The organism is Methylobacterium sp. CM6241, from assembly GCF_054817845.1.
Window position 1 is genome coordinate 4,960,186 of the sequence record NZ_CM139246.1, and the last position, 12,715, is coordinate 4,972,900.

General features: G+C 69.5%; 12 protein-coding genes. 5 read left to right on the top strand and 7 right to left on the bottom strand.

The features are described from left to right. Window positions 1-18: 18 nt before the first annotated feature. Window positions 19-1,032: a hypothetical protein gene (locus ACYQR9_RS23425; protein WP_461228203.1), complete on the bottom strand. Its 1,014-nt coding sequence runs from the start codon at window positions 1,030-1,032 to the stop codon at window positions 19-21. 334 nt (window positions 1,033-1,366) lie between these two features. On the opposite strand from ACYQR9_RS23425, the gene ACYQR9_RS23430 reads away from it, so the two are divergent. Beyond that, window positions 1,367-2,833, top strand: a complete 1,467-nt coding sequence (locus ACYQR9_RS23430) for an ATP-binding protein (protein WP_461228204.1) — start codon at window positions 1,367-1,369, stop codon at window positions 2,831-2,833. After that, window positions 2,830-3,492: a response regulator gene (locus ACYQR9_RS23435; RefSeq protein WP_056426034.1), complete on the top strand. Its 663-nt coding sequence runs from the start codon at window positions 2,830-2,832 to the stop codon at window positions 3,490-3,492. Before ACYQR9_RS23430 ends, ACYQR9_RS23435 begins: the two co-directional genes overlap by 4 nt. A gap of 18 nt (window positions 3,493-3,510) precedes the next feature. Here the strand turns inward: ACYQR9_RS23435 and ACYQR9_RS23440 are convergent, their stop codons facing one another. Next, window positions 3,511-4,413 (bottom strand): LysR family transcriptional regulator, encoded by a 903-nt coding sequence (locus ACYQR9_RS23440; protein ID WP_461228205.1) that lies wholly within the window; start codon window positions 4,411-4,413, stop codon window positions 3,511-3,513. 98 nt (window positions 4,414-4,511) lie between these two features. On the opposite strand from ACYQR9_RS23440, the gene ACYQR9_RS23445 reads away from it, so the two are divergent. Then, window positions 4,512-5,459 carry an alpha/beta fold hydrolase gene (locus ACYQR9_RS23445; RefSeq protein WP_461228206.1) on the top strand — a complete coding sequence of 316 codons (948 nt, stop codon included), beginning with the start codon at window positions 4,512-4,514 and terminating at the stop codon, window positions 5,457-5,459. A gap of 28 nt (window positions 5,460-5,487) precedes the next feature. On the opposite strand, the gene ACYQR9_RS23450 is transcribed toward ACYQR9_RS23445, so the two are convergent. The 5 genes from ACYQR9_RS23450 to tsaD are packed head-to-tail and all read right to left on the bottom strand — an operon-like array spanning window position 5,488 to window position 9,370. After that, window positions 5,488-5,904 carry an EVE domain-containing protein gene (locus tag ACYQR9_RS23450; RefSeq protein WP_461228207.1) on the bottom strand — a complete coding sequence of 139 codons (417 nt, stop codon included), beginning with the start codon at window positions 5,902-5,904 and terminating at the stop codon, window positions 5,488-5,490. Between the two features lie 50 nt (window positions 5,905-5,954). Next, complete coding sequence (locus ACYQR9_RS23455; RefSeq protein ID WP_461228208.1) at window positions 5,955-6,419, bottom strand: opioid growth factor receptor-related protein; 465 nt, start codon at window positions 6,417-6,419, stop codon at window positions 5,955-5,957. After that, window positions 6,416-7,405 (bottom strand): NAD(P)H-dependent glycerol-3-phosphate dehydrogenase, encoded by a 990-nt coding sequence (locus ACYQR9_RS23460; RefSeq protein ID WP_461228209.1) that lies wholly within the window; start codon window positions 7,403-7,405, stop codon window positions 6,416-6,418. The genes ACYQR9_RS23455 and ACYQR9_RS23460 overlap by 4 nt, the downstream gene beginning before the upstream one ends. Continuing rightward, window positions 7,402-8,307: a GNAT family N-acetyltransferase gene (locus ACYQR9_RS23465; protein WP_461228210.1), complete on the bottom strand. Its 906-nt coding sequence runs from the start codon at window positions 8,305-8,307 to the stop codon at window positions 7,402-7,404. Before ACYQR9_RS23465 ends, ACYQR9_RS23460 begins: the two co-directional genes overlap by 4 nt. Before the next feature lie 19 nt (window positions 8,308-8,326). Further along, complete coding sequence (tsaD, locus tag ACYQR9_RS23470) at window positions 8,327-9,370, bottom strand: tRNA (adenosine(37)-N6)-threonylcarbamoyltransferase complex transferase subunit TsaD (protein ID WP_461228211.1); 1,044 nt, start codon at window positions 9,368-9,370, stop codon at window positions 8,327-8,329. Window positions 9,371-9,527: 157 nt separating this feature from the next. Here tsaD and ACYQR9_RS23475 point away from each other — a divergent pair, with 157 nt between their 5' ends. Next, the gene (locus ACYQR9_RS23475; protein ID WP_461228212.1) at window positions 9,528-10,244 is read left to right on the top strand and encodes a uroporphyrinogen-III synthase; all 717 of its coding nucleotides are present in this window, start codon (window positions 9,528-9,530) and stop codon (window positions 10,242-10,244) included. 136 nt (window positions 10,245-10,380) lie between these two features. Then, window positions 10,381-12,633, top strand: coding sequence for a COG4223 family protein (locus ACYQR9_RS23480; RefSeq protein WP_461228213.1), 2,253 nt, complete (start codon window positions 10,381-10,383; stop codon window positions 12,631-12,633). Window positions 12,634-12,715: the final 82 nt, after the last annotated feature.

Here is a 12,715-nt window from a genome sequence, read left to right on the forward strand (position 1 = left end):
CGCGTCTACGGTCGCCAATCAGAACTGGTTCGGCAGGTTCTTCACGGCGTTGCCGAGGGCTTCCACGCTCTCGGCGATCTTGCGACCGGCCGGGGCGAGGGACGGCACTTTCAGGCCGAAGATTTCGCTCTGTTCGGGTTCCGGTGCCGCTGCGGGTGCCGCTGCGGGTTCGGCGCTGGCTTCCTGCACGGGCTTCGCGGGCTTGACCGGCTTGGGCTTGGCAACAGCCACGCTCGGCTTGGCGACGCTGGCGGCGGGCTTCACGACCACGCTGGCGCTGGGCTTCGACGTTTCCGCACCGGCCTCGGCACGGGTCGGCTCAGGGGGAAGCGACGCGAAGCTGGTGGCGGCCGAGCGCGCACGGATGGTCTGGGCCGCACTCGGGGCGATCACCGAAGCGACGCGGTTCGGCACGATGGGCGAGAGTGCGTTGGGCGGCAGAGCCAGGCTCACCGGCTCGATCGGCGGCAGCGCCTTCGGACGGGGCGCTTCGGCCTTGACGATCGAGGGAGCGGGCGTCGCTGCCGCCAGCGTCACGGGAGTATCGACCTTCGGCGGTGCTTCGACCTTGGCAGCGGCTTCGACCGGAGCGGTAAGTTGCACCTTCGACGACGCCTCGGCCTTCACCGGCTCCTCGACGAGGGCACGCCTCTCCACGAGCTGAATGCCGGTCTCCCGGGCCGGCGCGGGTGATCCGGCTGCCGAGGCCAGGGCCGGCACGCCGTCGCGCAGGTCGGGCCAATCGGCCGCTTTGGCCTGGAGGGCCTGCGCCTTCTGCATCTGGTAGAGGTTCGGCCGCACCACCTGCGGACCAGCGAGACTGCCCATCGCCGAATAGGCCGCGTAGGACAGGCCGGCCACGGCGACGCAGCCCAACGTTCCGAGAACGACCATGCGACCGCGCGCGGCGGGCTTCGACCCAGGCTTCACCGGCCTGGCCGCGACCGGCTTGTCAGCAACAACCTTGTCAGCGACGGGCTTACGGGAGCCAGCGTCGCGCCTTTCGCTCGGGTCGATGGCAACCTGCATCATCGGGCGAGTTCTCTAACAATGGTCGAAAAAACGTTTGACCGTCACGGAATCGCGACGGCGCGGAACGGACGTGATGCCGACATTCGGGCACAAAGATGTCCTCGGACATCGTGCCAGTCACGCCCGTGTCGTCGCTCACATGTATCTGGATAAAGCATTGGCGCTTAACGCTCGGTATCCGTCGAGCACTTGCGGCCGAGCACCATTTTCAGATGGTCGTGGCGCCGGGGTGAAACGGGCGCTGTGCGCCCCATCCCGCATGCGCGCATTCCCAGCGGACGGGATATCGCTACAAGCACAACGCGGCACTAGATCCATCCCGGTACGATCGACGATGACCCTGTCTCCCCCCGGCCCTCCGCCTGTGGAACCGGCCAAGCGCGCCTCGCCGCGCCTGCGCTGGGCCTCCCTGCCGACGCGGGCACGCCTCGTCGTCCTCGTCCTCGCCATCGATCTGCTGGCGGCCGTGGTTTCGTTCAGCCTCATCGTGGTGAATGCCCGCTCGGCCGTGCAGGTCGAGATGCAGGCGACCCTCGCCAATATTGAACTGGTCGTGGCCGACACGATCGGCCTTGCGCAATCGGCTTCCCCCGCGAGCCTGCTGCGCACGCTGGAATTAAGGGTGCAGGACCTCCGCCATGTCCGCGTCGCGGTGTTCGATGCCGAGGGAGGTAAGGTCGCGCTGGCCAACCCCCGCGCGCGCCGCGAGAGCCATCTCGCTCCGCACTGGTTCGCCGCCCTGATCGCCCCGGCACCACAGCGCGACGAGTTGCCCATCGTGGCGCAGGGCCAGCGGATCGGCACCGCGCTCATCACCACCGAACCCCTGGACGAGATCGATGAGGTCTGGGGCTACACGGTCTCCCTCTCGCTCGCGAGCCTGTGCCTCAATCTCGGGCTTCTCGGCGCCCTCTACATCGCCTTCGGCCGCGTCCTCGCCCCGCTGACGCAGCTGGCGGACGGCCTGACCCAGCTCGAACGGCACGATTACACGGTGCGGCTCGATCCGCCCGCCTCGCGCGAACTCGCCATCATCGCCGAGCACTTCAACAGCGTCGCGGAAGCGCTCTCCGAAGCCCGTGCCGCCAATGGCCGCCTCAACCGCCAGCTTCTCACGGCGCAGGACGACGAGCGGCGGCGCACCGCCCTCGAACTCCACGACGAGTTCGGCCCCTGCCTGTTCGCGCTGGAGGCCAATGCCGCCTCGGTGACACGGATGGCGCAGGCCGAAAACCAGCCGGACCGGGCCAAGCTCACCGCCCGCGCCGACGAGATCAGCGCCATCGTCGGGCAGGTGCAGGGGCTGAACCGCGACCTTCTGAACCGCCTGCGTCCCCATGCCCTGGGTCAGGTGCCGCTTGCCGAGTGCCTGCAACTTCTCCTGCGGAATTTCCGCAGCCGCCATTCCGAGACGGTGTTCGAAGGCCGCTTCACCGATCTTGCCCGCGGCTACGGCGACCTCGTCGACCTCACCGTCTTCCGCTGCATCCAGGAGAGCATGACCAACGCGGTTCGGCATGGGGAAGCGCGCCACGTGACGGCGGAGGTGAGCGAGAGCCACGCCTCCGATGCGTTGCGGGTGGAGATCCGCGATGACGGCACCGGGCTAGCGGAGAAACGCACGTCCGATCTCGACGGCGGTTTCCGCGGTGGAATCGGTTTGTCGGGGATGCGAGAGCGCGTCGAAGCGCTCAGCGGCACATTTCACCTTGACAACGCGGCGCCGGGGACGGTTGTCCGGCTAGTGATACCGCTCGATCCCGAGCGGACCGAGGACACGAGCCCGATCGTTTCCGTATGAACGCGTTCACACCGACATCGACCCAAGCGCCCGTCCTCGTGATCGACGATCATCCGATCGTTCTCCAGGGCTGCCGTCGCGTCCTCGAAGACGCCGGTATCGAGCGGATCGCCGAGGCGACCAGCACGGTGGCGGGCTACCGCCTGTTCTTCCGCCTGCGCCCCTCGATGGTGATCTGCGACCTCACCTTCCAGGGCAGCGGGCTCGCGGGTCTCGATCTCATCCGCCGGATGCGCAGCGCCTCGCCCGGCATTCGCATCCTGGTCTTCAGCATGCACAACGATCCGGTGATCGTATCGCGAGCGCTGGAGGCTGGGGCGCTGGGCTACGTGCTCAAGGACCACGCCTCGGTGGAATTGTACGAAGCCTTCGAGAAGGTCCGTTCCGGCCAGGTCTATCTGGACCGTCGCCTCGCCACCGAAGTCGCCATGCTGCGCACCGACCCGCGCCGTACGCCGGAATCGCAATTGACCCCGCGCGAGCAGCAGATCCTCACCCGGCTGGCCCAGGGCAAGTCCTATGGCGTCATCGCGAGCGACCTGTCGGTGAGCTACAAGACCGTCACCAACGCCTGCTCGCAGATGCGCCAGAAGCTCGGCGTGCGGACGCTGGCCGAACTCATCCACGTGGCGGTGACGCAGGCGCAGCGGCAGGGGTGAGATCGTCCTTCTCGGCAATCAGACGATGCCGTCGATCCTGCGCAGGGCCGGGATGACGAAATCGACGAAGGCGCGCACCGTCGGTCGCAGGAACTTGGCCGAGGAATAGGTCAGGAAAAGCTCGGTCGGCCGGATCTCGTGATCGCCCAGGACTCTGACCAGACGACCGCTCGCCAGATCCTCCGACACGAGCTGGACCTGCGCCGTCCCGATCCCCCGCCCCGACAGCATGGCGTCGATGAGGACGCGCGCGTTGTTGGTCGTCAGCACCGGCCTCACCGGGACTTCGACCGTCTCACCGTTCCGGCACAGGGGCAATGTATCGGCCCGGGACAGCACCGTATCGGTGACGAGGAGGCTGTGGTCGGGGAGATCGTGCGGCTCAGTGACCGAAGCGCGTTTCGCGAGATACGACGGTGCCGCGACGAGGATGCGCTGGACCAGCCCGATCCGACGCAGGATCGCCTCCTGGTCGACCGGGCGGCCCATGCGGATGGCGAGATCGAAGCCTTCGTGGATGAGATCGGCCGAGCGGTTCTCGAGGGTCAGGCGGACCGAGACGGCCGGGTGCCGATCCTGAAAGTCGGCGACGATCCGGTGGAGGCGGCTCTCTCCCAAGCAAACCGGGCCGTGCACGCGCAGGGAACCTCCGATCGTCCCGGCTTCGTTCCGAGCCTTGTCGATTGCGGCGTCGATGGTGGCGAGGGCGCCATTGGAGGATTCGTAGAGACGCAACCCCACGGGCGTCGGCCGGATGGCGCGGGAGTTTCGCTCCAGCAGCCGGGCTCGCGTATGGGCTTCGAGATTGCGAAGGAGCTTGCTCACCGCCGGCTGCGAGATCCCGAGATCCTCGGCGGCCGCCGTCATCGAACCGCGCTCCACGGTGCGAATGAAGGCTCGGAGGGCGACGGTGAGATCCACGCATAACCCCTGGTTATGGCAACGAGCGCTGTCCAGCGCGTAGACGCTGCGTCGGCATCGGACAACCATTCTGCATCGCAACGATGACGGATGCCGACATGCCGATCCAGCGCCGAGACCTCCTCCGTTCCGCCGCATGCGCCTCCCTCGCGCTCGGGATCGCGCCCGCGCTCGGGGCGGTGCCCGATTCCGGGCTGGATGCGGGCGTGCTGCCGCCGGGAGCGGCCAGTCGCTTCGCGCAGCTCAATGGCATCCGCATGCATTACGTCGTCGCCGGTTCCGGCCCGCCCCTGGTCCTGCTGCATGGCTGGCCGCAGACCTGGGCGGCCTGGAAGGCCACGATGGCTGCCTTGTCCGACCGCTTCACCATCATCGCCCCCGATCTCAGAGGGCTCGGTCTCTCGGAGCGCACCGTATCGGGCTACGACAAACGTACCATTGCGGAGGATATCCGCGCTCTGATCGACCACGAGGCGGGTGGCCGTGCGGGCGTGGTCGGGCACGACATGGGCGGCAAGGCGGCCTACGTCCTGGCGCATCTGCACCCCGACCGGATCTCCCGACTCGTCCTCGCCGATTGCCTTCTTCCCGGTACGGAGAACATGGACCCGCTCCGGGGCGGAGCGTGGCACTATGGGTTCCACATGGCCCCCGATATCCCCGAAAAGCTCACGGCCGGTCGGGAGCGTGGCTATATCCGCGACCAGATCAGGGCGTGGTCCCACCGCAAGGAGGCCGTTACGGACGAGGCGATCGCGGAGTACGCGCGGCACTATGCATCGCCCGGCGGCATGAAAGCGGGGTTCAACTACTATCGCGCTCTCAAGGACGACGCCGCGCTCGCGGCCAGCTTCGCCGGACGCCGTCTCGCAATGCCGGTCCTGGCCATCACGGGCCGTTACGGGGTGGGCTCGCGCCTGTCGGACGCGCTGAACCGCGAGAGCGATCGGCTGGAGACGGTCATCATCGAGGAGAGCGGCCATTTTGTCGCCGAGGAAGCGCCGGAGACGTTCCAGCGTGCCGTGGCGCAATTCATGACAGCCTGATCGCTTGGTCGGACGGGGTGGGGAAGCTCTAAACGAGCCCACCCATCCCTCGCACGATCGCCCATTCCTCCTCCGTCACCGGCTGGACCGAGAGGCGGGAATTGTTGGTCAGCACCATCGCCTTCAGGCGCGGCTCGGCCTTGATCGCCTCCAGGGTCACCGGCTTCTTCAGCGGCTCGACCGCACGGAGATCCACCATGCCGAACCGGCCGGTCGGGTCGGTGTCGTCGGGGTAGTAGGGGCGGATCACCTCGACGATCCCCACCACCGCCTTGCCCTCGTTGGAATGGTAGAAGAAGCCGCGCTCGCCCACCTGCATCGCCATCAGGTTGAGCTTGGCGACGTGGTTGCGTACCCCGTTCCACGGCGTGCCGTGCTCCCCCGCCGCGACCTGCTGGTCCCAGGACCAAGTCTTGGGTTCGGATTTGTAGAGCCAGTACGCCATCGCTCGCCTTTTCGATCGTCGCGCCTCCTTAGCGCGGGAAAGCGTGGCCGTCAGGCGTCGCGGAGGGCCGATCCCCAATAGCGCAGGCTGTCCTGGTTGATGGGCGAGCCGGCTTCCGCGTTGCGCGCGGTCACGAAGGCGTGGAACGCCTCCGCCTCGTCTGGACCGAGGAGGCTGCGGATCGCGGTGAGGATCCGGGTGATGCGCAGGTGGTTGTGGTCGTAGGGGCGCAGCCAGCCGTCGGTGCGGGTATAGAAGAGCCGCATCCGTGCGAGCGCCGAGCGCAGGCCTTCTCGCGCGGTCTCGTCGGCGCGGATCGCCTCGGCCTCGTCGCGCCCCAGCACCGGGGCGCCCGGCACCGCGCGGCTGGCTTCGGCCAGGGGAAAGCACCATTGGATATAGTCGTGCACGCCCTCGATCCGCGCATCGTCGAAGGCGAGGATGTCGGCGAGGCTGCGCCGCGCGCCATCACGACCCGTGCCGGCGAGGAAGGCGTGGATCGGCCCCGTGCTCATTCGGCCTCCCCCTTGAGGGGACGGGCGAGGAGCCCCGCCACCACGGCATCGACGCTCGCTCCCCCGGAGACGATGGCGGCCACGGCCTCGGCCACCGGCATCTCCACCGCGTTGCGTCGCGCCAGGGCGATGAGCGCGGCGGCGGTGAAGGCGCCCTCGGCGAGCTTGCCGCCGGACGCTTCCTCCGGGGTGGCCCCGGCACCCAGACGCTGGCCGAAGGCGAAGTTGCGCGATTGCGGCGAGGAGGCGGTGAGGACGAGGTCGCCGAGGCCGGACAATCCCATGAGCGTCTCGGGCCGTCCGCCATAGGCGCGGGCAAAGCGCATCAGCTCGGCGAAGGCCCGCGCGATCAGGGCGGCGCGGGCGCTCTCGCCGAGGCCGCGCCCCGCGACGATGCCGGAGGCGATGGCGAGCACGTTCTTGCCCGCCCCGCCGATCTCGACGCCGCGCACATCGTCGGTGTGATAGACGCGCAGAGCCGGGCCGGACAAAGCGGCGGCGAGGCGGCCGGCGAGGGCGCCATCTTCCGCGGCCAGGGTGACGGCGGTGGGCAGGTTGCGGGCGACATCCGCCGCGAAGCTCGGGCCGGACAGGACGGCCACGGGCGCGCCGGGCATCGCCTCGGCCGCCACCGCGCTCATGAAAGCGTCGCTGCCCCGCTCGATTCCCTTGGCGCAGAGCACGATGGCCGCACGCGGATCGATGGACGGGCGCAGGGCGCCGAGCACGCTGCGCAAGGTCTGGGCCGGGGTGACCATCAGAACGATGTTCGCGCCGGCGAGAGCCTCGGATTCGCCGGTGGCGCGGATGCCGTCGTGCAGCGTCACGCCGGGCAGGTAGCGGGCGTTCTCGCGGCTGGCCTGCAGCCGCGCGGCGGCCTCCGCGTCGCGCAGCCAAAGGGTCACGGGCCGCCCCGTGGCCGCCGCCGCGTTGGCCAGCGCCGTTCCCCAGGCGCCCCCGCCTACCACCGCAATCCGCTCGCTCATGATCGATGGTCCTCTGGCGCTTCGTCCCCGATCGAGGATGTCCCGCCCGCTTTCAGCCGATAGAGCCGGTGCGGCTGGAGGCGGTCGTCCGCCGGGAGGGCCGGATGCAGGAAATCCTCGGCGAACACCATGCCGAGCCGGTGCATGACCCGCAGCGACGGGGTGTTGCACGCGGCGGTGAAGGCCACCACGGCTGGCACGCCGCAGCGCCCGAACAGGTCGTCGAGGGCGAGCCTGGCGGCTCTCGTGGCGAGGCCGCGTCCCCAGGCGGAGCGGGCCAGTCGCCAGCCGATCTCCACCGTCGCGCCCGCCGTCTCCCCACCCCCGAACGGCATGGGTCGGACCAGCCGCATGGCACCGACGAAGCCGACGAACCCCTCCCCCGGCACGTCGAGCGCCCAGGGCCCGAACCCGTCGGACTCGAAGCGCCGGTCGATGGCGCGCGCCTCGATCAGGCTCTCGCCCCGGCTCTTGGTGGAGGGGAAATGACGCATCACCTCCGCATCGGCATTGAGATCCGCGAAAGGCCGATCGTCCGCACGAAGCCAGCGTCGGAGGACGAAGCCTTGCCCCTTGAGCGAGGCGGGAACCGGCGGCGGCACGCTGCGCCGGATCTTACCGCGCCAGGCGAGGGAACGCCGGTTGAGGAGCCCGAGATCGGCCTTCTCGGCCAGCACCGCCTCACCGAGATCGATGGCGAGGGAGAGCCGGTCCGGCGGCATGTTCGCCCAGGCGGGCGGGGCCACGCTCTCGCGCCAGGGACCGCCGCAGGCATTGTCGAGGAGGATGCGCGCGAAACAATGATCGAGGCGCACCGGCCATTCCGGCCGGGCGCGTGCCGCTTGGGGGAGACGCCGGTCGACGAGGTCGCGCCAGCGCCTCTGCAGGGCGACGGGCGGCACGGTCCCTTTCAAAAGACCCTCAGGCAACCGCCGCCGCCTCGGCGAAGGGCCAGCGGGCGCGGGCCGGCGCGGTGAGATCGTCCACGAGGCCGAGGCGCAGGCGCTCGATTCCCGCCCAGGCGATCATCGCGCCGTTATCGCCACAGAGGGACAGGGGTGGGGCCACGAAAGCGAGACCGGCCTCGTTGGCCTGTGTCGTCAGCGCACGCCGGATCGCGCCGTTGGCGGCGACCCCGCCGGCGGCGACGAGGGCGGTCGGATGGCCCGCGATGGAGCCGAACTCGCGCAGGGCGACACGGACCCGGTCCACCACCACGTCCACCACCGCCGCCTGGAAGCTGGCACAGAGATCGGCCACATCGGCGCTGGAGAGCGGGGCCAGCCGCTCGGCCTCGATCCGCAGGGCGGTCTTGAGACCGGAGAGGGAGAAGTTCGGCTCGCGGCGACCGAGCATCGGACGCGGCAGGGCGAAACGCTCCCCGTTGCCGGTCTCGGCCATGCGCTCGACCTCGGGGCCGCCCGGATAGCCGAGGCCCAGGAGCTTCGCCACCTTGTCGAACGCCTCGCCGATGGCATCGTCCACGGTGGTGCCGAGGCGGACGTAATCGCCCACGCCCTTCACCGCCACGAGCTGCGTGTGCCCGCCGGAGGCCAGCAGGAGCAGGTAGGGAAAGCCGATGCCGTCGGTGAGCCGGGCCGTCAGCGCATGCGCCTCCAGATGGTTCACCGCGATGAGGGGCTTTCGCGCCACCAGCGACAGGGTCTTGGCCGTGACGAGGCCGATCAGCACCCCGCCGATCAGGCCCGGCCCGGCCGCGACCGCGATGCCGTCCACCTGCGACAGCGTCATTCCGGCACCGTCGAGGGCACGGGCGACGAGGCGGTCGAGCACCTCCACATGGGCGCGGGCCGCGATCTCGGGCACGACGCCGCCATAGGCCGCGTGCTCGGCGATCTGGCTCAGAACCTCGTTGGAGAGGATGCGGCCGCGCCCGTCCTCGCCCGGCATCACGACGGAGGCCGCCGTCTCGTCGCAGGTCGTTTCGATGCCGAGGACGTTCATGACGATGCTTTGGATTTCACGGAGACAAGGTTTCCCACCCTAGCCGGGCATGACGGTGGAGGGCAACGACGGCCGGAGCCAGCGATGGTCGTCCACCGGCAACCACGTGTCATCGAACCGGCTTGCCAACGGCCCGCCGAGGAGCGAATCCGAAGCCATGGTGGCGACACGAATCTGGATCGCGCGGCCCGAGCCGGGCGCCACGCGCACGGCCGAGCGACTCTCCGCCCTGGGCTTCGAGCCCCTGGTGGCGCCGGTCCTCGTTGTGGCGGCGACGGATGCTCCCCTGCCGGAAGGCCCCTTCGACGGTCTCGTCGTCACCAGCGCGAACGCGCTTCGGCAAGCCTCGCGATGGCACCCGCTTCATAGCGTCCCCGTCTTCGCGGTGGGCGCGCGCACGGCGGCGCTGGCACGGGAATGCGGTTTCGCCTTGGTGAAGACGGCCGACGGCAACGCCGCCGATCTCGTCGGCCTCGTGGAGCGGGAAGTCTCGCCGGGAGCATCCCTGCTGCATGTGGCGGGGGAGGACCGCAAGGCGGAACCGGAGGCATCCCTGACACGGGCAGGCTTCCGGCTGACGAGCCACATTGCCTATGGCGCACGAGCCGTGCCGTCGCTGCCCGCATTGGTGGCGTCGGCGCTCGCGCCCCCGTCCACGCTGACAGGCGTGCTGCACTACTCACGAAGAAGCGCCGCGACGGCTTGCGAACTCGCCATCAAGGCGGGATATGGCGGAGCTTTCGCGGCGCTCAGGCATTACTGCTTGTCGGCGGACGTGGCGGCTCCCCTGGCTCGGGCTGGGATCGCTCCCCATTTCGTTGCCGGACAGGCCAATGAGGATTCACTTCTCGCGGGCCTGACATCAGGATTCTGACAAGCGGTCTCGCCGAGGCGGCGGCCTCGGTGCTAGGACGAATGACAAGCTGTGACCGCAGGGCGGCAAACGGAGCGCGGAACGCGCCAGGTTGCGGAATGCGGCAGACGAAAGTCGGGAAGGGAGCAAGAAGCCCGTGAATCCACCCAACAGCGACGGAAAAGGTCCGGGAACGCCCACCGGGGCGAACGGCCCCAAACCCGAGACCGGCAAGCCTGAAGTGGGCAAGCCCGGCACGCCGATTCCCGGCTCCACGAGTGCTGCCTCCACGAATCCTGCCGCCGCCAAGCCGGGCTCCACGAATCCTGGCTCCTCGAATCCTGGCTCCGCAAGTTCAGGCGAAGCAAAGCCCATCGTGCCGCCCGTAGGATCACCGGCCCAGCCGGCCAAGGCCGAGACGCCTGTCGCCAGCACGACACCGGTATCGACGGTCGCCAAACCTTCGGATGGCAAGCCGGCCGACGTGAAGCCAGCGGACCTGACGCCCGTTGCCGCGAAGGCGGGCACGTCTCCGTCCAGCCCCGTGAAAGCGGATGCGCCGAAGGTGGAGCCGGTCAAATCCGAGCCGCCGAAATCTGCCGCATCGAGTTTCGACGCCGGCAAGGCCGGTGGCCCCAAGCCCGATCTGTCCAAGCCCGATCCCGCGAAGTCGGAGCCCGTGAAACCCGCCGGTTCCGGCCCCATCGGCGCGGGTGCGGCGGCAAGCAATCCGTCATCGATGCGTAGCGATGCGCCGAAGACCGGAGCGGCCGCCAGCGGACCGCAATCCACACCGCAGAAGGCGGAGATCACCGACGGGCCGATCATCGACCTGAAGGCGAAGCGGATTTCCGATCCGACAGAGGCCACCAAGACCGGTCCTGCTTCGAGCGCGACGAAACCCTCGGGCTCCACCACCTTCACGGGCAGCCCGGACAAGCCGTCCGCGCCCTCCGACACGAAGAGCGCCGGTTCGACGACGCCCAAGATCGGTCCGGCCGTTGCCGTGCCCGAACCCAGGCGCGGCGGCGCGGGCTTCGGCTCGGTCGCCACGGCCGGGCTCCTCGGTGGTGTCATCGGTGCCGGCCTGCTTTTCGCCGTGGAGCGCTCCGGTGCCCTGGGCGTCGCGGAGGACGGTCGCATCGCCGCCCTCGACCAGAAGATCGCCGCGCTCGCGCCGAAGGAGGCCCTCGCCGCCCTCGACAAGCGCATCGGCGCCAACGAGGCCGGCCTGAAGCCGCTGCAGGAGTCCATCCGCTCGGCCGATGCCACCGCCAAGGAGGCGCTGCAGAAGGCGGGATCCGTGTCTGCGGCACCGACCACGGCGCCGGCCGGTGACGGATCCGCGCCAGCCGCGACCCTGCCGCCGGATCTCATGGCCCGGCTCGATGGGCTCGACCAGCGCGTGGCGGCTCTACAGGAAGAGCCGGGACGCGACCAATCCGGCAATGCCGGTCTCACCGCCATCACCCCTCAGACGCTCACCAGCCTGGAGGATCGGTTGAAGGCCGTCGAGGGCAAGGTCGACACCGCCGCCAAGCCCGCCGCCAACGACAGCCTAGCGACTCAGGTCACTGCCCTGAAGGGTGAACTCGAGACGCGCACCAAGGCAAATGCCGAGGCCGGGGAAGCGCTGAACCAGAAGCTCGCGAGCCTGCAGCAAACCCTCGAGAGCCGCGTGAAGGCCGCGACGGAAGCGGTCCAGACCGCGACGCAGGCCAGCCAACAGGCGGTCGACGCCAACAAGGCGCAGGCGGCCGAAGCGGCCAAGGGCGTGGAGCGGCTCATCCAGGCCCAATCCGAGAAGATCGCCGGCCTCGATCAGGCCCTGGCCAGCCGCGCGGAGGCCTCCACCGTCCAGGCCGCCATGCGGGTCGTCGCGGCGGACCGCATCGTCGGCGCGCTGAATACCGGCTCGCCCTATGCCGATGCGCTGGCGGCCCTGCGCAGCTCCGAACCCGGCGATCCGGCACGGCTCAGCGCCGTTGCGGCCTTCGCCGACAAGGGTGCTCCGACGGCCGCGTCTCTCGCCGCCGAGTTCCGTCCCATCGCCGAGCGGATCGCCGCGAACCGCAAGGCGGCCCAGGCGAAATCGGTGGCCGAGACAGGCGACATCAAGCAGCGCTTGATGAGCATGGCCGAATCCATCGTCCAGGTCCGCAAGGTCGACGCGCCGGCAAAGCCCGGCGAAACCGTCACCGAGGATGCCGTGCCGAAGGTGCAGGATGCCCTGGATCGCGGTGCCATTGCCGAGGCGGCCAAGGCCTTTGCCGGCCTGCCCGAGGATGTGCGCGGGCAGTTCGGCGAGTTCGGCACCAAGCTCGCCTCGCGGGCCGCGGCGGGTGACGCCGCGCGGATGCTGCTGGCGGACGCGTTCAAGGCATTGCCGTCGACCGGTACCGCCCGGTGAGGTCCGTCCGTCCGCGCGAATCGCCGGGCGGCGTCGTCTCGATCATTGTGTGCGGGCGCAGCTTGCCCGCCTTTCCCGATAC

Coding starts and splice junctions, on each gene's coding strand:
- ACYQR9_RS23425 (WP_461228203.1), bottom strand. CDS start 1,032: ATGATGCAGGTTGCCATCGACCCGAGCGAAAGGCGCGACGCTGGCTCC.
- ACYQR9_RS23430 (WP_461228204.1), top strand. CDS start 1,367: ATGACCCTGTCTCCCCCCGGCCCTCCGCCTGTGGAACCGGCCAAGCGC.
- ACYQR9_RS23435 (WP_056426034.1), top strand. CDS start 2,830: ATGAACGCGTTCACACCGACATCGACCCAAGCGCCCGTCCTCGTGATC.
- ACYQR9_RS23445 (WP_461228206.1), top strand. CDS start 4,512: ATGCCGATCCAGCGCCGAGACCTCCTCCGTTCCGCCGCATGCGCCTCC.
- ACYQR9_RS23450 (WP_461228207.1), bottom strand. CDS start 5,904: ATGGCGTACTGGCTCTACAAATCCGAACCCAAGACTTGGTCCTGGGAC.
- ACYQR9_RS23455 (WP_461228208.1), bottom strand. CDS start 6,419: ATGAGCACGGGGCCGATCCACGCCTTCCTCGCCGGCACGGGTCGTGAT.
- ACYQR9_RS23460 (WP_461228209.1), bottom strand. CDS start 7,405: ATGAGCGAGCGGATTGCGGTGGTAGGCGGGGGCGCCTGGGGAACGGCG.
- tsaD (WP_461228211.1), bottom strand. CDS start 9,370: ATGAACGTCCTCGGCATCGAAACGACCTGCGACGAGACGGCGGCCTCC.
- ACYQR9_RS23475 (WP_461228212.1), top strand. CDS start 9,528: ATGGTGGCGACACGAATCTGGATCGCGCGGCCCGAGCCGGGCGCCACG.